General features: G+C 55.8%; 19 protein-coding genes. 12 read left to right on the forward strand and 7 right to left on the reverse strand.

What is annotated here, in order from left to right; genetic code table 11:
- Positions 1-39: 39 nt before the first annotated feature.
- The 3 genes from ACKWMY_RS14490 to amiA form a co-directional block, all read right to left on the reverse strand.
- On the reverse strand, positions 40-495 hold the full coding sequence (locus ACKWMY_RS14490; RefSeq protein WP_024527105.1) for a YaiI/YqxD family protein: 456 nt from the start codon (positions 493-495) through the stop codon (positions 40-42).
- Positions 495-1,415 carry an oxygen-dependent coproporphyrinogen oxidase gene (hemF, locus tag ACKWMY_RS14495; RefSeq protein WP_409486498.1) on the reverse strand — a complete coding sequence of 307 codons (921 nt, stop codon included), beginning with the start codon at positions 1,413-1,415 and terminating at the stop codon, positions 495-497. Before hemF ends, ACKWMY_RS14490 begins: the two co-directional genes overlap by 1 nt.
- A gap of 68 nt (positions 1,416-1,483) precedes the next feature.
- Positions 1,484-2,365: an N-acetylmuramoyl-L-alanine amidase AmiA gene (gene amiA, locus ACKWMY_RS14500; RefSeq protein ID WP_024527107.1), complete on the reverse strand. Its 882-nt coding sequence runs from the start codon at positions 2,363-2,365 to the stop codon at positions 1,484-1,486.
- Between the two features lie 229 nt (positions 2,366-2,594).
- Between amiA and ACKWMY_RS14505 the strand changes: the two genes are divergently transcribed.
- Positions 2,595-3,020, forward strand: coding sequence for a GNAT family acetyltransferase (locus tag ACKWMY_RS14505; protein ID WP_024527108.1), 426 nt, complete (start codon positions 2,595-2,597; stop codon positions 3,018-3,020).
- A gap of 39 nt (positions 3,021-3,059) precedes the next feature.
- Here the strand turns inward: ACKWMY_RS14505 and ACKWMY_RS14510 are convergent, their stop codons facing one another.
- Positions 3,060-3,458 carry a YgiW/YdeI family stress tolerance OB fold protein gene (locus tag ACKWMY_RS14510; RefSeq protein ID WP_024527109.1) on the reverse strand — a complete coding sequence of 133 codons (399 nt, stop codon included), beginning with the start codon at positions 3,456-3,458 and terminating at the stop codon, positions 3,060-3,062.
- Between the two features lie 158 nt (positions 3,459-3,616).
- On the opposite strand from ACKWMY_RS14510, the gene ACKWMY_RS14515 reads away from it, so the two are divergent.
- The 10 genes from ACKWMY_RS14515 to ACKWMY_RS14560 all read left to right on the forward strand — a co-directional run bounded on the left by ACKWMY_RS14515 (position 3,617) and on the right by ACKWMY_RS14560 (position 13,102).
- Entirely contained in the window at positions 3,617-4,081 is a 465-nt protein-coding gene (locus ACKWMY_RS14515) for a DUF2919 domain-containing protein (protein ID WP_024527110.1), read from the forward strand.
- Positions 4,082-4,201: 120 nt separating this feature from the next.
- Positions 4,202-4,786 (forward strand): RpoE-regulated lipoprotein, encoded by a 585-nt coding sequence (locus tag ACKWMY_RS14520; RefSeq protein ID WP_024527111.1) that lies wholly within the window; start codon positions 4,202-4,204, stop codon positions 4,784-4,786.
- A 160-nt stretch (positions 4,787-4,946) separates the two neighbouring features.
- Positions 4,947-5,846, forward strand: a complete 900-nt coding sequence (locus ACKWMY_RS14525; protein WP_024527112.1) for a Dyp-type peroxidase — start codon at positions 4,947-4,949, stop codon at positions 5,844-5,846.
- 283 nt (positions 5,847-6,129) lie between these two features.
- Positions 6,130-7,152 (forward strand): sulfate ABC transporter substrate-binding protein, encoded by a 1,023-nt coding sequence (locus ACKWMY_RS14530; protein WP_024527113.1) that lies wholly within the window; start codon positions 6,130-6,132, stop codon positions 7,150-7,152.
- Entirely contained in the window at positions 7,152-7,985 is an 834-nt protein-coding gene (gene cysT / locus ACKWMY_RS14535; protein ID WP_024527114.1) for a sulfate/thiosulfate ABC transporter permease CysT, read from the forward strand. Before ACKWMY_RS14530 ends, cysT begins: the two co-directional genes overlap by 1 nt.
- Positions 7,985-8,860 (forward strand): sulfate/thiosulfate ABC transporter permease CysW, encoded by an 876-nt coding sequence (gene cysW, locus ACKWMY_RS14540; RefSeq protein WP_409486499.1) that lies wholly within the window; start codon positions 7,985-7,987, stop codon positions 8,858-8,860. Before cysT ends, cysW begins: the two co-directional genes overlap by 1 nt.
- Positions 8,850-9,938, forward strand: coding sequence for a sulfate/thiosulfate ABC transporter ATP-binding protein CysA (gene cysA, locus ACKWMY_RS14545; RefSeq protein WP_024527115.1), 1,089 nt, complete (start codon positions 8,850-8,852; stop codon positions 9,936-9,938). Before cysW ends, cysA begins: the two co-directional genes overlap by 11 nt.
- 68 nt (positions 9,939-10,006) lie before the next feature.
- Positions 10,007-10,888: a cysteine synthase CysM gene (gene cysM, locus ACKWMY_RS14550; protein WP_039995377.1), complete on the forward strand. Its 882-nt coding sequence runs from the start codon at positions 10,007-10,009 to the stop codon at positions 10,886-10,888.
- Between the two features lie 208 nt (positions 10,889-11,096).
- Positions 11,097-11,777 carry a response regulator transcription factor gene (locus tag ACKWMY_RS14555; RefSeq protein WP_024527117.1) on the forward strand — a complete coding sequence of 227 codons (681 nt, stop codon included), beginning with the start codon at positions 11,097-11,099 and terminating at the stop codon, positions 11,775-11,777.
- Between the two features lie 5 nt (positions 11,778-11,782).
- Complete coding sequence (locus tag ACKWMY_RS14560; RefSeq protein ID WP_309048501.1) at positions 11,783-13,102, forward strand: ATP-binding protein; 1,320 nt, start codon at positions 11,783-11,785, stop codon at positions 13,100-13,102.
- Here ACKWMY_RS14560 and pgtA read toward each other — a convergent pair.
- From pgtA to ACKWMY_RS14575, 3 genes are read right to left on the reverse strand one after another with little or no spacing between them, the layout of a single operon-like run.
- Complete coding sequence (gene pgtA, locus ACKWMY_RS14565) at positions 13,099-14,343, reverse strand: two-component system response regulator PgtA (protein WP_409486500.1); 1,245 nt, start codon at positions 14,341-14,343, stop codon at positions 13,099-13,101. The genes ACKWMY_RS14560 and pgtA overlap by 4 nt on opposite strands.
- Positions 14,337-16,340 carry a two-component system sensor histidine kinase PgtB gene (gene pgtB, locus ACKWMY_RS14570; RefSeq protein WP_409486501.1) on the reverse strand — a complete coding sequence of 668 codons (2,004 nt, stop codon included), beginning with the start codon at positions 16,338-16,340 and terminating at the stop codon, positions 14,337-14,339. The genes pgtA and pgtB overlap by 7 nt, the downstream gene beginning before the upstream one ends.
- Positions 16,337-17,572, reverse strand: a complete 1,236-nt coding sequence (locus ACKWMY_RS14575) for an ABC transporter substrate-binding protein (RefSeq protein ID WP_309048502.1) — start codon at positions 17,570-17,572, stop codon at positions 16,337-16,339. Before ACKWMY_RS14575 ends, pgtB begins: the two co-directional genes overlap by 4 nt.
- A 457-nt stretch (positions 17,573-18,029) precedes the next feature.
- Between ACKWMY_RS14575 and pgtP the strand changes: the two genes are divergently transcribed.
- Positions 18,030-19,412 carry a phosphoglycerate transporter PgtP gene (pgtP, locus tag ACKWMY_RS14580; RefSeq protein WP_024527122.1) on the forward strand — a complete coding sequence of 461 codons (1,383 nt, stop codon included), beginning with the start codon at positions 18,030-18,032 and terminating at the stop codon, positions 19,410-19,412.
- Positions 19,413-19,434 lie beyond the last annotated feature (22 nt).

Consider the following 19,434-nt stretch of genomic DNA (forward strand, 5'->3'; position numbering starts at 1 on the left):
TCCCTGGGGAGAGGGTTAGGGTGAGGGGTAATCTCGGTGCTAATTGGCCCGTTTCGCCTGCTGCAGCCACTTGTCCAACTCATTGGCAAACTGCTGGCGATCGCGCTGGTTGAGGGTGTTCGGCCCCCCGGTCTGGATCCCGCTGGAGCGCAGGGTATCCATAAAATCACGCATGTTCAGGCGTTCACGAATGGTGTCTGGCGTATAACGCTCACCGCGAGGATTCAGGGCGATAGCGCCTTTTTCTATCACTTCGGCGGCCAGCGGGATATCCGCGGTGATCACCAGATCGCCTTTTTCACAGCGGCGCACGATTTCGTTATCCGCCACGTCAAATCCCGCTGCAACCTGCAAGGTGCGGATAAATTTCGAAGGGGGCGTGCGCAAAGGCTGATTAGCCACCAGGGTAACTGGCATCGCCGCGCGATCTGCGGCACGGAACAGCACTTCTTTGATCACGTTTGGACAGGCGTCGGCATCGACCCAAATCTGCATTATTGTTGCTCCTGTAGCCAGTCGCGCACTGGCAGAAAGTCACGGTATAGCGCGGCTTCCGGGCTGTCGGTTGCAGGCTGGAAGTTATATTCCCAACGCACCAAAGGCGGCATCGACATCAGGATCGATTCGGTGCGGCCCCCAGTTTGCAGGCCGAACAGCGTACCGCGATCCCACACCAGATTAAACTCGACATAGCGGCCACGGCGATACAACTGAAATTGGCGTTCGTTGTCGCCCCAAGGCAGTGCTTTACGTCTTTCCACGATCGGCAGATAGGCCTCCAGGAAACCTTCACCTACCGCCTGGGTAAACGCGAAACAGCTTTCGAAATCCGGGATATTCAGATCGTCAAAGAATAGGCCGCCGATGCCGCGGGCTTCATTACGGTGTTTGATAAAGAAATAGTCATCGCACCACTTCTTGTATTTTGGGTACACATCGTCACCGAAGGGGGCGCAGAGTTGTTGCGCGGTGCGGTGCCAGTGAACGGCGTCCTCGGTAAAACCATAGAAGGGCGTTAGGTCAAAGCCACCGCCAAACCACCAAACGGGCTCTTCACCCGGTTTTTCCGCAATAAAGAAGCGCACGTTGGCATGGCTGGTGGGTATATAGGGGCTGAGCGGATGGATCACCAGCGATACGCCCATCGCCTGAAAGCTGCGCCCGGCCAGTTCGGGACGATGCGCGGTGGCTGAGGCGGGCAGTGTGGCACCGGAAACGTGGGAAAAGTTTACTCCTGCCTGTTCGAACACCTTACCGTTGGTCAGCACCCGGCTACGGCCACCGCCGCCTTCCTCACGCGTCCAGCGATCTTCCTTAAAAGCGGCGCCGCCATCAGCCTGGGCCAAGTGCTCACAAATATTATCTTGCAACGCCAGCAGGAAGGATTTTACTGCGGCAATGGTGGGTAAACTCATACAGGTTATTCGCAACGGGTAACTGAACGGGGCGACAAGTATACCTTCTCGCCCCGTATTTTGCAGGTCTAGCGCGGCTTACGTTGGTGTGCGTCGTAATATTGGAAGAAGTTGATCACGCCGTCGGCGATGGCGCGGGCAATTTTTTCGCGAAAGGCGGTGGTGCCTAACAGGCGCTCCTCACCGGGGTTGGTGATAAACGAGGTTTCTACCAACACCGAAGGAATTGAAGGGGACTTTAATACGGCAAACGCCGCCTGTTCGGTGCTTTCGCTATGCAGGCGGTGAACCGGGCGGATCTGGCCCAGCACGTGGCGGCCCAGGGTCAGGCTGTTGTTGATGGTGTCGGTTTGCACCAGATCGAACAACACCTGCTGTAGATAGTTATCCTGATCTTTGTATTTGCCCCCCGCGACGTCATCGGCAGCGTTTTCCTTATTGGAGAGATAGCGTGCCATTGCGCTGCTGGCTCCACGGTTGGAAAGGGCAAACACCGAAGCACCGGCGGCATCCGGGCTGGTAAATCCATCGGCATGGATCGAGATAAACAGATCGGCCTGATGCTGGTGGGCGATTTCCACGCGCTGGAACAACGGGATAAATTCGTCCTCTTCCCTGGTCAGCCGGGCTTCAACGTGTTCGTGCTCATGCAAAAAACGCCGCACGTGGTTGGCAATTTCCAGCACCACGTGTTTTTCCTGTGAGCCTTCATGGCCCACCGCACCGGAGTCGATACCGCCGTGACCGGGATCGATCATCACCACTCTTCTGCTCCCCGTGGCCTTGGGGAGTGGTTTACTGTGCGGCTTGGGTTGCAGCATATTTGCCTGGGTGGCTGAGGTTTTCCCCCCGAGCAGGGCCAGGGCCAGGCCGGAGAGCAGCAGTTGGCGACGGGTCGATGAAGCGGTGAGGGGGCTGAAATTGAGGTAGGTTTTGCTCTGTTTTTTCATCACGCGCGGCTCCAACTAGATCAATCTATTTCGCGACGTTATAGCGTATTGATACTCATTAATCGACTTGATAACTATTGCCATTTATTACCTGACAAAACCCTGCGGCTTGAAAGACGGCGGGTATCAGTCAATAATTACGTAATAATCAGATATACCCGTCGTCTTTCACGCTGCAGCTTGAAATCCATAGGGTATTAAATAAGTTAATTAACAGTAGCGAGCAACGATGGAAATTCGCGTATTTCGGCAAGACGACTTTGAAGAGGTCATCACCCTATGGGAGCGTTGCGACCTATTGCGACCATGGAACGATCCCGAGATGGATATTGAACGCAAACTGAACCACGATCCTGATCTGTTTTTGGTCGCGGAAGTGGGCGGCGAGGTGGTGGGCTCGGTGATGGGGGGTTACGACGGCCACCGTGGCTCGGCGTATTATCTGGGCGTTCATCCAGACTATCGCGGGCGAGGCATTGCCAATGCGTTGATTAATCGGCTGGAGAAAAAGCTGATTGCGCGCGGTTGCCCAAAAATTCAGCTGATGGTGCGTGAAGATAACGACACCGTGATCGAAATGTATGAAAAGCTCGGCTACGAAATTCAGGCGATCACCAGTCTGGGGAAACGCCTGATCGAAGATCAAGAGTATTGATCGTCAGGGCGGTGGTTGCCACCGCCCCCAAGCCTTGGTTCAAGGCAGTTTTTTGATGTTTTTCACATCGACTTCCACGTTGTTCCAGTCCTTATCCACTTTCCCTTCCAACTGTACCTTGTCTTTTGGGGTGATGGTCTGGCCGTTCCAGCGCTTTCTGTCGATCTCTACCGTCAGCGTGCCGGTGGCGTCGCGGAAGGTGTAGGTGTCATCCCCCACGCGCTGTTCGATATTGCCCTGCAACATCACCCAGGTATCATCGCTCATCGATTTGACCTTATCTACCGTGGTCAGTGTGGCGCTAGGGCCAGAAAAGCCACCTTGCGGGCTGGTTTGCGTTTGAGCCGGTGTTGCGTTGGGGTCGAGGAACCCGCCCTGTTGAGCTAGAACCGGTGCGCTGCATAATGCGATGAGTGTGAGTAAAGCGATCTTTTTCATCTGGATCTTCCTTATCAGTGGTCTGAATGATTTCCCGTTAGCGGGACATAACCTGATTAAACCATAAGGATCTTAAGAGCTTCTTAAGCTGGAGATTGAAAATGGTGGCCACCGTCGCCATTTGCAAGGGTAATCATAACATCGGCAAGGAAAAGTCTTTGAAGGCGTCAACACACCGGTTTTCACCGGACGATTACGATCAGCACGGTATGTTACGGTTGCCGCTGTGGTTTTGGGGCGTACTGATCTTACAGGCTCGTACCTGGCTACTGTTTGTGATGGCGGGCACCTCACGCGATCAGGGTGCTGGCTTGTTACAACTGTTCTATCCAGATACTCAGCGCTTTTGGTACGGTATTGCGCTTGGGCTGCCTGCGGCGCTGGCCTTTTTGATTGCTGGCCGCCGCCTGCATTGGCCACGACTGTGGCGTAGTTGGCGTTGGGTACTGATAGTTTCGCTGGCGGCAGCGCTGCTCGGCTCGCTGTACAGCCTGTGGCAGCAAGACAGCAATGAACCTCCGTTGGATCTCCTGCTGGCGCTGTTGGATGTGCTGGCGATGGGGTATCTGTTAATGAATCGGCGCTTGAAAGCCTGTTTTATCCCGCAGGATGAGGCGGGTTAATTGTTAAAAGTTGCGGCACTTTTCCCAATTTACGCACTCCAATCTGGCAATTGATGGCGCAGCCACAGTGGTTATGAGAGGCTGCATATCGCCGATGTCTTTGATGTTAAGGAGCTATGAATGAATATTCGCCCACTGTTGTTAGGGCTACCGCTGTTGTTGACCGGCTGTTCGGCCATGTCAAACTTCTCCTGGTCAAGCCTGTCGCCGTTCAACTGGTTTGGCGGCAGCGTAGAGGTCAGTGCTAAAGGCGTCGGTGATGTGGGGGCTGGTACCCCCATGACGGAAGCGGCGATTGGCAAGGGCCTGAATAACAATTACCGCATGCGTGGCGGGATGGCGACCAATCAAGGGCAGATTGTTTCCTACTTCCAGGCATTGGACGGTGATGACGTGAAGCTGGTGATCACCGGGGAGCCTAAAGGCCACGTGCAGCGCATTGACGTGATGGATGCCAAGATCGCCACCGAATGGGGCAGTAAGTTGGGTACGCCGTTTAGTGAACTGTTCAACAAGGCCTACGGCGCCTGTAAACCAGCCGAAGGTGAGGATGCTGGCAAGGTCGAGTGTGTGGCACAGCAAAGCCGCAATGTCAGCTATATCTTCAGTGGTAAATGGGCTGGCCCGCAGGACCTGATCCCACCGGACGATACTCTGCAGAGCTGGACGGTGAGTAAAATCGTCTGGCATGCCAAAGCACAATAATTCTCATTGCGGGCGCACCTTGCGGTGTGCCTGCCTCGTTTGGCGTTAAATCCCTATTTTCTTTGCGTTCGGGCAAGGCAATCAGCCTGCTGTGCGTTATGATATTGCGCGTTTATAACAGGGCAACCTGTTACCCGATTCAGGTCTTGAGGAAATCAACATGACACAGGTTCAGAGCGGCATCCTGCTGGAACACTGCCGTTTTGGTATTTTTATGGAAGCGATGGTGCAGGGCGAATTCGTCGATCTGCGCCAAGGTTGCAAACAGTTTTGTCAGGTGCTCGGCGAGTTGCAGCAACAGTTTCCAGATGCCCACTTAGGTGCGGTTATCGCTTTTGGCTCCGACGTTTGGCATGATCTCTCCAATGGCCAGGGTGCCAAAGAGCTGAAGCCTTTCACGCCGTTGGGCAAAGGGCTGGCACCGGCCACCCAACGCGATATGCTGATCCATATTCAATCGCTGCGTCATGACGTTAACTTCACCCTGGCGCAGGCCGCCTTGGCCGCGTTTGGTAACACCATTCGTATTGAAGAAGAAACGCACGGTTTCCGCTGGGTAGAAGAGCGCGATCTGAGCGGCTTTATCGACGGTACCGAAAATCCGCAGGGCGAACAACGTCCGGAAGTCGCGGTGATTGGCGCTGGCGAAGAAGACGAAGGTGGCAGCTACGTGCTGGTACAGCGTTACGAGCACAACCTGCGCCAGTGGCAGCGTTTCACTACCGAACAGCAGGAACAGATCATTGGCCGTACCAAACAAGACAGTGAAGAACTGCCGCCGGATCAACGGCCAGATACCTCGCACGTCAGCCGTGTCGATCTGAAAGAAGACGGCAAAGGGCTGAAAATTTTGCGCCAGAGCCTGCCTTATGGCACCGCCAGCGGCAAACATGGCCTGTATTTCATCGCCTATTGCGCGCGCCTGCATAACATCGAACAGCAGCTGTTAAGCATGTTCGGCGAACTGGACGGCAAACACGACGCGATGTTGCGTTTCAGCCGCGCGGTGACCGGCAGCTACTACTTTGCCCCTTCGCTGACGCGTCTGATGTCGCTTTGATGTAATTGGCTTTTATGTAGGGGTATAGCACGCTGTTAAACGGGTGCAGCATGCGGCACCCCTACAATAAATTCATCAACATTGTCATTCTCTGGGCCAGTTCTTCTGGCTCCGGGCTTTCCCTCCCTCTGCGGTGAACCGCTCCCCTCCTGCCTTATAGCGTTTGATGCTTGAAAATCACTAAACGGTATATAAAAGCGTTACAGGTCTGCATCAAGTTATAAATACACTGGTCAATATCAGGGCATCAGCCCGGCGGTAAGACTCAGTGATAAGGTGCGCAATGGAACATTCCCGGGTTAGAAATACGCTGTTGAAAGGTTGGCTGGTGGCGGCATTGTTAGCCAGCGGTACGGTTTCGGCGGCAGAATTGCTCAACAGCTCTTATGACGTCTCCCGCGAACTGTTTGCTGCGCTGAACCCTGGCTTTGAAAAACAGTGGGATCAGCAGCATCCGAACGACAAACTGACCATCAAACAGTCCCACGCCGGTTCTTCCAAACAGGCGCTGGCGATCTTGCAGGGGCTGCGTGCCGATGTGGTCACCTATAACCAGGTCAGTGATGTGCAAATCCTGCACGATCGCGGCCAACTGATCCCGGCAGATTGGCAGCAACGCCTGCCGAACAACAGCTCTCCCTTCTATTCCACCATGGCGTTCCTGGTGCGCAAGGACAACCCGAAAGGCATCCACACCTGGAGCGATCTGGTGCGTGATGACGTGAAGCTGGTATTCCCGAACCCGAAAACCTCCGGAAATGGCCGCTATACCTATCTGGCCGCCTGGGGCGCTGCCAGCCAGGCTGACGGCAACGATCAGGCCAAGACCCGCGAGTTCATGACCCGTTTCCTGAAAAACGTGGTGGTGTTTGATACCGGTGGCCGTGGTGCAACGACGACCTTTGTCGAGCGTGGCCTGGGCGACGTGCTGATCAGCTTTGAATCCGAAGTGAACAATATCCGCAAGCAGTACGGCGCAGACAAATATGAAGTGATCGTGCCGCCGGTTGATATTCTGGCGGAGTTCCCGGTGGCCTGGGTGGACAAAAACGTCGAGAAAAACGGCACCGAGCAGGTGGCCAAAGAATACCTGAACTATCTCTACAGTCCGGCGGCCCAGAAACTGATCACCAGCTTCTATTATCGCGTCAATGACCCACAGGTGATGGCGGCGGCCAAAGGCCAGTTCCCTGAGACCAAGCTGTTCAGCGTGGAAGATCAGTTCGGTGGCTGGCCACAGGTGATGAGTGCCCACTTTGCAACCGGCGGAGAATTGGACCAACTGTTAGCGGCAGGGCATAAGTAATGTTTTCGATGGCCAGCAAGCGGGTTCTGCCTGGGTTTACTCTCAGTTTGGGAAGCAGTCTGCTTTTCACCTGCCTGATTTTGTTGTTGCCGCTCAGCGCGCTGGTGATGCAGTTGGCGCAGATGAGTCTGGCACAGTATTGGGAAGTGATCACCAATCCGCAGGTCGTCGCGGCCTATAAAGTGACGCTGCTGGCAGCCGGAGTTGCCAGCATTTTCAACGCGGTGTTTGGCATGCTGATGGCCTGGATCCTCACTCGTTACGAGTTCCCCGGCCGTTCCTTGTTGGATGGCCTGATGGATTTGCCGTTTGCATTGCCTACAGCTGTGGCCGGCCTGACCTTGGCAGGGCTGTTTTCTACCACCGGTTGGTACGGCCAATGGCTGGCTCATTTTGATATCAAGGTTTCCTTCACCTGGTTGGGGATTGCGGTGGCGATGGCCTTTACCAGCATTCCTTTCGTGGTGCGCACGGTGCAACCGGTGCTGGAAGAGTTGGGGCCGGAATATGAAGAGGCCGCTGAAACGCTCGGGGCTACCCGCTGGCAGAGCTTCCGCCGCGTAGTATTGCCAGAGGTTGCGCCAGCGCTGCTCGCCGGGACGGCGTTGTCGTTTACCCGCAGTCTGGGAGAATTTGGTGCGGTGATATTTATCGCTGGCAACATCGCCTGGAAAACCGAAGTGACCTCATTGATGATTTTTGTGCGCTTACAGGAGTTCGATTACCCGGCAGCCAGTGCGATTGCCTCGGTGATCCTGGCGGCATCACTGCTGTTGTTGTTTGCCATTAACACCTTACAGAGCCGCTTTGGCCGCCGTATTGGAGGGCACTGATGGCTGATGTTACCGCCCTGAACGGCGCAGAGCGCCCACGCGTGAATTGGGGGAAATGGACGCTGATTGCCATCGGTGCGCTGTTCTCCATCCTGCTGCTGGTCGTGCCGATGGTGATGATCTTTATCGAGGCATTTTCCTCCGGCGTGGGTGCCGTGTGGCATAACCTTTCGGACCCGGACATGCTGCACGCCATTTGGTTGACGGTGCTGGTGGCGCTGATCACCGTGCCAGTCAACCTGGTGTTCGGTACTTTGCTGGCCTGGCTGGTGACGCGCTTTACCTTCCCTGGCCGCCAACTGCTGCTGACACTGTTCGATATGCCGTTTGCGGTGTCGCCGGTGGTCGCGGGGCTGCTGTATCTGCTGTTTTACGGCACCAACGGCCCGATTGGCGGCTGGCTGGATGCCCATAATATCCAACTGATGTTCGCCTGGCCGGGCATGGTGCTGGTGACAATATTCGTGACCTGCCCGTTTGTGGTCCGTGAACTGGTGCCGCTGATGATGAGCCAGGGCAGCCAGGAAGACGAGGCCGCGGTGCTGTTGGGCGCTTCCGGTTGGCAGATGTTCCGCCGCGTCACCTTACCGAACATCCGCTGGGCATTGTTGTATGGCGTGGTGCTGACCAACGCCCGCGCGATTGGCGAGTTTGGTGCGGTATCAGTGCTGTCCGGTTCTATCCGTGGCGAAACCTATACCTTGCCACTGCAAGTGGAATTACTGCATCAGGATTACAACACCGCTGGGGCGTTTACCGCTGCGGCACTGTTGACCCTGATGGCGATAGTCACCCTATTTCTGAAAAGTGGACTGCAATGGCGCCTGGCGCGTCAGGATGCGCGTCTCGAGCGGGAGGAAAATCATGAGCATTGAGATTAACGGTATCAACAAGTCTTTTGGTCGTACCAAGGTATTGAACGATATCTCGCTCGATATTCCTTCCGGTGAGATGGTGGCGCTGTTAGGCCCATCCGGTTCGGGCAAGACCACCCTGCTGAGGATTATTGCCGGGCTGGAAAGCCAGAGCAGCGGTAAGCTGGGTTTCCACGGTACCGACGTCAGCCGCGTGCATGCGCGCGATCGTCGCGTCGGCTTCGTGTTCCAACACTACGCGCTGTTCCGCCATATGACGGTTTTCGACAATATCGCCTTTGGCCTGAGCGTGCTGCCACGCCGTGAACGTCCGAATGCGGCGGCGATCAAACAAAAAGTGGAGCAGTTGCTGGAGATGGTGCAGTTGGGTCATCTGGCTAACCGCTACCCTTCACAGCTTTCCGGCGGCCAGAAGCAACGTGTCGCCTTGGCGCGCGCGCTGGCGGTGGAACCCCAGATCCTGCTGTTGGACGAGCCGTTTGGTGCGCTGGATGCCCAGGTGCGTAAAGAACTGCGCCGCTGGCTGCGTCAACTGCATGAAGAACTGAAATTCACCAGCGTGTTCGTGACTCACGATCAGGAAGAAGCGATGGAAGTCGCCGATCGCATCGTGGTGATGAGCCAGGGGAATATCGAGCAGGTAGGTTCACCGACCGAGATCATGCGTGAGCCCGCGACCCGCTTCGTGCTGGAGTTTATGGGCGAAGTTAACCGCCTGAACGGCGAAATCCGCGGTTCACAGCTGTTTGTGGGCGCTCACCAATGGCCGCTGTCGTTCCAGCCAATGCACCAAGGCAGCGTCGATCTGTTCCTGCGCCCGTGGGAAATGGAGATCGGCACCGATTGCAGCGCCCGTTGCCCATTACCGGTACAGGTGTTGGAAGTCAGCCCGCGTGGCCACTTCTGGCAGTTGACCGTGCAGCCGATTGGCTGGCATCAGGAACCTATCAGCGTGATTATGTCAGAAGGTCATGTTGCACCGGCGCGCGGGGACCGTTACTACGTTGGCAGCCTGAATGCCCGCCTCTACGCCGGTGAACAACTGTTACAACCGGTTGCGTTAGCGAAAAGCGCCTGATAATTTCTAACCATTCCCATTTAAGGCAACCCAGGGTTGCCTTTTTACATTATACGCAGGCAATGATTGTGACCACGCTGGAACAATGCATCGGTAATACACCGTTAGTAAAACTACAACGACTGGCCGAAGGGCTGGACAGTGAAATCTGGCTCAAGCTGGAGGGCAACAATCCGGCGGGGTCGGTCAAGGATCGGGCCGCGCTGGGGATGATCCAGCAGGCGGAACTGCGTGGTGAAATCCAGCCGGGCGATACGCTGATCGAGGCCACCAGTGGCAATACCGGCATCGCGCTGGCGATGATCTGTGCAATGAAAGGCTATACGCTGAAGCTGCTGATGCCGGAAAACATGAGCATGGAACGCCAGGCGGCGATGCGTGCCTATGGTGCCGAACTGATCTTGGTCAGCCGTGAGCAGGGGATGGAAGGGGCACGTGACCTGGCGCTGGAGATGCAGCAACAGGGGCAGGGCAAGGTGTTGGATCAGTTCAACAATCTGGATAATCCCTACGCGCATTTCACCACCACCGGCCCGGAAATCTGGCAGCAGACCGCCGGTCGTATCACTCATTTCGTTTCCAGCATGGGCACTACCGGCACCATTACCGGCGTTGGTGGCTACCTGAAAAGCCAAAATCCGCAGGTGAATATTATTGGCTTACAGCCTGCTGAAGGCAGCAGCATCCCGGGGATCCGCCGTTGGGCACCGGCCTATCTGCCGGGTATTTTCCGCCCGGAGCTGGTGGATCAGGTGTTGGATATGGCACAAAGCGAAGCCGAACAGACCATGCGCCAACTGGCGCAGCGGGAAGGTATTTTCTGCGGTGTCAGCTCTGGTGGAGCCGTAGCTGGGGCGTTGCGCGTTGCTGCGGCCAACCCTGGCAGCGTCATTGTCGCTATTATCTGCGATCGCGGTGACCGCTACCTGTCTACCGGCGTATTTTCCTAGCTGAGCGATAATCGGTAGGGAGGAGCGAGACTCTCTACCTATTCCCCAACCTCTGCCATTTATCCCCTCAAGATCGAGTATCCCCTGAGCCATAAGCCCCGTCTTTCATTTGTGCCGGGAGAATGTCAATGTGTAAGGATTAGGTAAAACCGGCTGCGTACAGCCACAATAGACGCGAAAATGGCGGTAAATCAGCGGAGGAATGGGCATGAAAATTTTATTGGTCGATGACGATCTGGAACTTGGCACCATGCTGAGCGAATACCTGACGGCTGAAGGATTCAACGCGTCCCTGGTGCTGACTGGCAAGGCCGGAGTGGATGGGGCGCTTTCTGGCGATTATACCGCAATGATCCTCGACATCATGCTGCCGGACATGAGTGGGATCGACGTGCTGCGCGAGGTTCGCAAAAAGAGCCGTTTGCCGATCATCATGCTGACGGCCAAGGGAGACAATATCGACCGGGTGATCGGGCTGGAGATGGGGGCCGACGACTATGTGCCCAAGCCTTGTTACCCACGCGAACTGGTGGCACGCCTGCGTGCGGTGCTGCGCCGGTTTGAAGAGCAGCCGGAAGCGGTGGATAAAGTCTCTACCCTGAAATTTAATGAATTGACGCTCAACCCGTCCACCCGCAGCAGTGCCTGGCAGGGTAAGGCATTTGATCTCACCGCCTCAGAATTCAACTTGCTGGAGTTACTGCTGCGCTCTCCTGAACGAGTAGTGTCGAAGGATGAACTGTCAGAGAAAGGGCTGGGGCGGCCACGCGAAGCTTACGATCGCAGCGTGGATGTACATATCAGCAATATCCGCCAGAAGCTGGGCGCGCTAACCGATAACCGACTGAGCATTGAAACCGTGCGCAGTATCGGTTACCGCATCAGGTAATGCCGATGCGCGGAAGACTGTTCTGGAAAATCCTGCTCGGTTTCTGGCTGACGTTTATCATCATGACCCAGGCGCTGTGGGTGACGTTCGCGTTCTATGGCAATCGCCATGAATCGCCGGAAAACAACATGGCCCGGCGCATTGTCAATCTGCAACTGACCTCTGCGGCCTCCGTGTTACACAGTGGTGGCATGCCAGCATTGAACGCGATGGTCGCCGACTGGCCTGAAGTCGAGCGCCGCTTCTTTAGCGTGACGCCTATGGCCCAATCTCCAGCCGAGCAGCCAGATCAAAACCAGGCACCTCGGCCTACCAAGATGGTGGAGTGGGTCAAGGGGGCGGACAATCAGGGTTACCTGTTGAGCTACGATGTGGAGGGGCTGCGGGCCGAATATCGGCCAGCCAAGCGTTGGCGTTTGCTGAATATTCCGGAGCCGATGCTGTGGGTCGGTGGGCTGGGGGGCTTGCTGTTCAGCGCTATGTTGGCCTGGAACCTGACACGCCCGATGCGCCAACTGCGCGTCGGTTTTGAGCGGGTAGCGCAGGGCGATCTGGCTGTGCGGCTGTTCCCGGCGATGCGGCGGCGACATGACGAGCTTTCTGAGGTGGCGCGTGACTTTGACAGCATGGCAGAGCGGCTGGAGGTATTGGTTAGCGCCCGTGAGCAATTGCTGCATGATGTCTCCCATGAGTTGCGCTCCCCATTAGCCCGCTTGCAGCTAGCCATCGGCCTGGGGCGGCAAAATCCGGGTAACGTGGAGAACTCGTTGCAGCGTATCGAGCATGAAGCCGGGCGGTTGGACAAGATGATCGGCGAACTGTTGGCGCTGTCACGCACCGAGAACAGCGGCCTGTCGAATGATGAGGAGTATTTCGATCTTTATGGGTTGGTGGACGCGGTGGTTAACGATGCGCGCTACGAGGCGCAAATCCCCGGCGTAGAGATCGTGTTGCAGGCCAGTTCCGACGTGGAGTACACCGTAAAAGGCAATGCCGAGTTGATGCGCCGTGCGGTTGAGAACATTGTGCGTAATGCCCTGCGCTTTTCCAGTCACGGCCAGAGCGTGACGGTGGTGCTGTCGCGTATCGACCAATTGTTCCAGATCCAGGTCCGCGATCAGGGGCCGGGCGTGGAGGAGTCGAAGCTGTCCAGCATCTTTGATCCCTTCGTTCGGGTAAAGTCGGCGATGTCTGGCAAGGGCTATGGCCTGGGTTTGGCGATCGCTCGCAAAGTGGTGCTGGCCCATGGTGGGCAGGTTGAGGCACACAATGGTGAACAGGGGGGTTTGGTGATCACGCTGCGGGTACCGCGCTGGCCAATTTAACGATAATGCTGCTTGTCCAAATCGTACTTTTTCATCCGCAGGTAGAGCTTTTTACGCGGGATCTGTAAATACTCGGACACCTCATTAATCCGCCCCTGATGCAGGTTCAACGCCTCGGTAATGATCTGGCGCTCATAGTCTTCGATACGCTGATCCAGCGGAGCGGGATCGGATCCGTGTAACAGCGGATTGGCGGTCTCTGCCAGTGGCATCACCCCGACGGCAAACAGCTCTGCGGCATTGGCCAGCTCGCGCACGTTATTTGGCCATATCCTTTTGACCAAACGCTTAATCAACTCGGCTGGCAGATCCGGCAACGGATGGTTAAGGCGCAGGCAGGCCTGTTCCAGGTAGTGGCGGAACAACGGCTCTATATCGTCGGGACGCAGAGAAAGCGGCAGGCAGGCGATTTGGGTCATGGCAAAGCAGTAATAGAAATCGGGCAGGAGGGTATGCCCGGCGGCCAGCTCCACCAACGGTGAAGTCCCAATGCCGATCAGCCGGAAGGGGAGCGGGTCTTGCCCCTGGAGCTGGATCAGCCGCGCCTGCTGGGGGATAGACAAGTGCTCAAGGTGGCGTAAAATCAGCGTCCCGCCGCTTACCTGCTCAATCCATTGCTCTAACGATGCCTCACCCCCTGGCGTCAATTCACCCACGATCAACGGCTGTTCGCTACGATGGCTCATACGGTGTAAATAACGGGCTGCCAATGTCCTGCCGACCCCTAGCTCCCCTTGCAGGTAAACCGCCAAATCGGTTTCGGCCACCTGCTGCAAACGCACTCGTAGCTGCTTTACCCACTCACTACGTCCAATCAGATTGCTCTGCAGCTGTTCTTGCTGCCAACGACGACGGGCAATGTAAGAACGTCTCTGGGCCAGCGCGGTGGCGACCTGTTCGAGTAGCTGGGCCGGGTTGACCGGTTTTTGCAGGAAGTCCCAGGCCCCTTTTTTCACCGCTTCAACCGCCATCGGCACATCGCCATGGCCAGTGATCAACAACACCGGTAAACAGGCATCGTGAGCGAGCAGTAGCGCCATCAGCTCAATTCCGGAACAGCCAGGCATACAGACATCGCTGATAACGATCCCCGGCCACTCCTCACCGAGCATTTCCTGTGCCTTAAGTGGGTTACTACAGGCCTGAACCTGATAGCCTGCCTGGTTGAGCAGCATGGTATAGGCATCTAGGACGTCGGCATCGTCGTCGATTAACAGAATTTGCGCTTGTTGGCTTAACATGGTTGATCCACCGGTTGAAACTGTAAAACGACGCAGGCGTTTTGCGTCAGCGTAGAGGCCAGATGCAGGCTACCGCCCATTTGCTGCATCAGCGAAAGCGAGATGGACAGGCCAATCCCCAAGCCTACCGATTTGCTGGTGGTGAAAGGTTTGAGTAACGATTCAGCCCGCGCCAGCGGCCAGCCAGGCCCGTTATCCCACAGCATGATCTGCCACCCGGACTCGTGGTGTTGCCAGCTTATCTGCAATAGCGGTCGTTCCTGGCAGGCATCCAACGCGTTGCTCATCAGATTGACCAACACCTGCTGAATGCGCACCTCATCGCCTAACACATTTGGCGCACCTTCCGGTAGCCGCAGTTCCCCGTGCAGCGGTTGGTGGCGAAGAGCCAGCAACTCCCAGGCGGCGATGAATGACTGGCGCAAATCAACGGGCTGAGAGGGGCTATCCTGTTCCGTTCGCCGGGTGAATTGCCGCAGCATGCGGATGATGGCATCCATGCGGCCAATCAGACCGTCTGCTTTGGTCAGGGCCAGCGCGGCCGCCTCTGGTTGTTGTTTCTCCACCGCATGACGAGCGGTAAACAGGTACATCGATAGAGCGTTCAGCGGCTGATTGATCTCATGGGCCAGGGTGGTCATGGTCTGCCCAACCACGGCCAGCTTGGCGGCCTGCACCAGCTCATCCTGCGTGGCACGCAAATGCAGCTCAATGCCCTTGCGCTCGGTAATTTCCTGCTCCAGCCGGGATTTTTGCTGGTTCAATTGGCCTAGGGTGCGCCGCAACAGACGTGCGATGCGGCCCAGTTCATCGCCACCGTAAACCGGGATCACCGCGTTGGTTTCCCCAAGGCCGATACGCACTACCACCTGGTTCAGCTGGGTAAAACGCTTGACCAGGCGGGAACGGATAAAGTAGTGATTGAGCAAATACACCAATAACATCGCCAGCAGGGTGGCGATCACAATTAGCCTGCCGCTGACGCGGATGATTTGCTCCAGGCGATGGTTAAAGGTCTGCATCTGCTGGTGGCTGTTACTCAGTTGCGATTCCAGCTGTGTGCGAAAGCGGGCAAGCGTGGCCTCCTTGGCCTGAGTGGCCAGCGTAAGTGCCTGTTGCGCCTGATGATAGTTTTTCATCGCCGCGGGCATACTGTTTTCGGCAATGCCGGTCTCCAGCAGTTCGTCGATGGTTTGCCGCAGCGTGATGGTACTGGGATGAGCCTGCAACCCCTGCATATTTTCGTTCGCCGTCTTTTGCAGATAGGCTAGGTAACGTACATGCTCGGCAACCGAGGTGGGCTCTTCAGCGCCGGATTGCAGCTCGTTGAGGCGATCGCGCAGGGCATCGGCGATCTGGTTCTCGATGCGTGCCAGGGCATAGACCTGCTGTTGTTCACTTTGTACTTCGCGCAAACTAGCCTGCAATCGGGGGAATACCTGGCCAGAGCCTGTCTCCATCTGATCGAGCAATGCCCCCTGTTGCCAACTGAAATCCTGCACCAGCGAATTCAGCTCGGTGGTGAAGTCATCATGTAGCCAACTGATGCGCGCGGCGATCTCATTGACCTTTTCCCCGGCGATAAACATGTTGTACAGCGCGTTGTCCAATCGGCCCAACAGTTGGCGGCTTTCTGCCAGCGTCGCCTGAATTTGCTGACGTTCAGGGTTATCCAACAGCATGCTGGCCTGCTCGATTTGTTCCAAATGGCCGACGATCTGATTTCTCAACTGTAGGCGGGCATTGGTATTGGCGGCCTGCAAAAATTCATTGAGCTGATCGACCAGCGTGTTCAGATTGCTTTCGATCACGAACGAAGATTGGATGCGTGGAAAGTAATCATCCAGCGCATAGCGGACCTGCGAGCTTTGCTCATGCCAGGAGTATAGGCTGACCCCGCTGACGGTAAGCGTCAGCAGCGCGCCGGTGAGAAAGGCTCCCCGCAGGCAGGCGCTGATGGTCAGGCGTTTAAAGAAGCGCGGCAATAAACGGCTCATTTCAACTCTTCCAGCGCCTTGATGGCCTTTCTCTGCTGCTGCTGAAAGAACAGCTGCCATTCCATGACCTGCTGCTCACTCTCGCTACGTGCCGCAAACTGTTTAAGGTACTGAGGATCTTCGCTTTGAGCCAGGGTGACAGGAATGGCGGTCAACAATGCACGGATTTCCGGCAAAGGCCGTTTGAGGCGGCTTTCAGCGCCATGCAACGCTTTCCAGGCGTCCTTGAGCTGAGACAGGCGGAAGCTGATGGCCGTATCAAACAGCTTTTGCACCAGGCGCTGACGTTGCAAAATTAGGGAGTAATTCAGCGGTGGCCGCTGTAACAGCTTTTGCTGTTGCGCAAAACGTGGGTTATCTGCCGGCAGTGGAACCACCGGGTATTTTCCCGTGCTGGTATCTGCCAGGACCCGCTGCCCCTGCGGGCTGAGCAGAAACTGTATAAAGCGCCGGGCCTCAGCGGGATAATGGCTATTGCTCGTTACGGCAATATAGGTGGGGGAGGCCGCGGCCTGAGGGAAATAATGGAAGGCCAGATGCGGATCGTCGAGCAGTAGATTGGCGTAGTTATCGATAATCGGCCCAACGGAACCCAGGCCGCTTTTGACTTTATCCGCCACGCCAAAGCTGCGCGAAGAGATGGTGATCAGGTTACCGGCCGCCGATAGCATCGTTTGCCAGCCAGATTGCCAGCCCCGCTGTTGCAACAGCGATTCCACCATCAGGTGGTTGGTATCCGAGCGGGAAGGGCTGCTCATCAGCAAAGCACCCTGGTAGCGGGCATCGGTCAGATCGTCCCAATCGTCTGGCAGCGGCAGCCGTTTCTCTGCCAGATTGGTGCGGTTGATTAGCAGGCCAAAGCCCGAAATGGCCACCGCCACGGCGGTATTGCGGATAGGTTCAGGTACCAGCCGCTGTGATTGTTCCGGAGCACCCTCATAGTTTGCCAGACGCTGATGCTGTTGCAGGTGCTGGAGCAGCATGGGGGAGGAGGTCAGTACCAGATCGACGTTGTCGCTGCCGGTGCTGTCGAGCAGTTGTTCCAGGGAACTGCTGGTGCGGTTCAGCGTGCGGATGACCACCGACTGAGGCTGGCCTTGCCAACGGCTGATGAGGTAGGCGGTTGCCTCTGGTGAAAAGGTAGTGGCCATCACCAGTTCATTTCTTTTGGCTCCGGCGACACTGGATAACAGCCAGCAGACCATTGCCGTAAAAATGAGCGTTGCACGCATAATAAAATTCTCCCTCGACCTCATCGTTTGTGATCTTATTCATAAAATCGCAATGACGATAAAAATAACCCGCAAAACATTTGGGACAAAAATATTTTCGTGAACCAATAGGATTTAGCCGGGGTTATAACGTTGATGAAGCCAGGATATTACCATTGATAGACCATCAATACTGTTAACGCCTTCAAAAACATCGCCACTGGTGGGCTGGCTTGGTGTGCAACCGCATTGCTGTGGCGCTCTGGCGCGGGGAGGTGAGCGAACTGGCTTTTGGTTAATAATGGTAATGTTAATTGATGGGTCAAAAATGGGCTTATTTGTTTTGGGTTTGAGTCAATTTTGACACATGTTACGGGGCTTGTCTTATTAATGAATTAATTACACCATCCGCTGCGAGCGTTATTAATAAATAGCAGGCGCATTGAGCCAGTACAGATAAACCTCACAGGGGAATAACATGTTTTCATTATTAAAACCTAGCGCGGCGGCAAAGCGTGTTCCGCCAGAACAGGTGCAGGCAACCTACCAGCGTTATCGCATGCAGGCGTTACTGAGCGTCTTTTTGGGCTACCTGGCCTATTACATCGTGCGTAACAACTTCACGCTTTCGACGCCCTACCTGAAAGAGCATCTGGATCTGAGTGCGACGCAGATCGGCATGTTGAGCAGTTGCATGCTGATTGCCTACGGCATCAGCAAAGGGGTGATGAGCAGCCTGGCCGATAAGGCCAATCCCAAAGTGTTTATGGCCTGTGGCCTGGTGCTGTGTGCCATCGTCAACGTCGGTTTGGGATTCAGCTCAGCTTTCTGGATCTTTGCCGCATTGGTGGTGTTTAACGGCCTGTTCCAGGGGATGGGCGTAGGCCCTTCGTTCATTACCATCGCCAACTGGTTCCCACGCCGTGAGCGCGGCCGCGTTGGCGCATTTTGGAATATATCCCACAATATCGGCGGTGGGGTGGTGGCCCCCATCGTTGGCGTGGCTTTTGCGGTGTTGGGCAGTGAACACTGGCAGAGTGCCAGCTATATCGTCCCAGCGGGCGTGGCAGTGCTGTTTGCTTTGGTGGTGTTGTGGCTGGGTAAAGGCTCCCCGCGCAGTGAAGGTCTGCCTGCCCTGGAACAAATGATGCCGGAAGAAACCATCAGGGTGAAAACCGGTGTGCAGGAGCAGGCACCGGAAAATATGAGCGCCTTCCAGATCTTCTGTACTTATGTCCTGCGTAATAAAAATGCCTGGTATGTGTCGCTGGTGGACGTATTTGTCTACATGGTGCGCTTTGGCATGATCAGTTGGCTGCCCATCTACCTGCTCACCGAAAAACATTTTTCCAAAGAGCAGATGAGCATCGCGTTTTTGTTCTTTGAATGGGCGGCGATCCCGTCCACATTGTTGGCTGGGTGGCTGTCGGATAAGCTGTTCAAGGGACGCCGTATGCCGCTGGCGATGATCTGCATGGTGATGATTTTTATCTGCCTGATTGGTTACTGGAAGAGTGACTCGCTGTTGATGGTCACCATCTTTGCCGCCATCGTCGGTTGCCTGATCTATGTGCCACAGTTCCTGGCTTCGGTACAGACGATGGAGATCGTTCCCAGTTTTGCTGTCGGCTCCGCCGTCGGCCTGCGTGGCTTTATGAGCTATATCTTTGGGGCCACGCTGGGCACCAGCCTGTTTGGCGTGATGGTTGATAACATGGGATGGCATGGAGGCTTTTATCTGCTGATGGGCGGTGTGGTGTGCTGCATCTTGTTCTGCTATCTGTCACATCGTGGCGTATTGGCTTTGGAGCGTGAAAGACAGCAACAGGAGCTACAAGCGGAGCCGCTGGTAGCGCAGTAGGGCTTAGAAGTTCTGGATAAAA

Origin of the sequence: Serratia sp. J2, from assembly GCF_046269175.1 — a bacterium.
GTDB lineage: Bacteria > Pseudomonadota > Gammaproteobacteria > Enterobacterales > Enterobacteriaceae > Chania > Chania fonticola_C.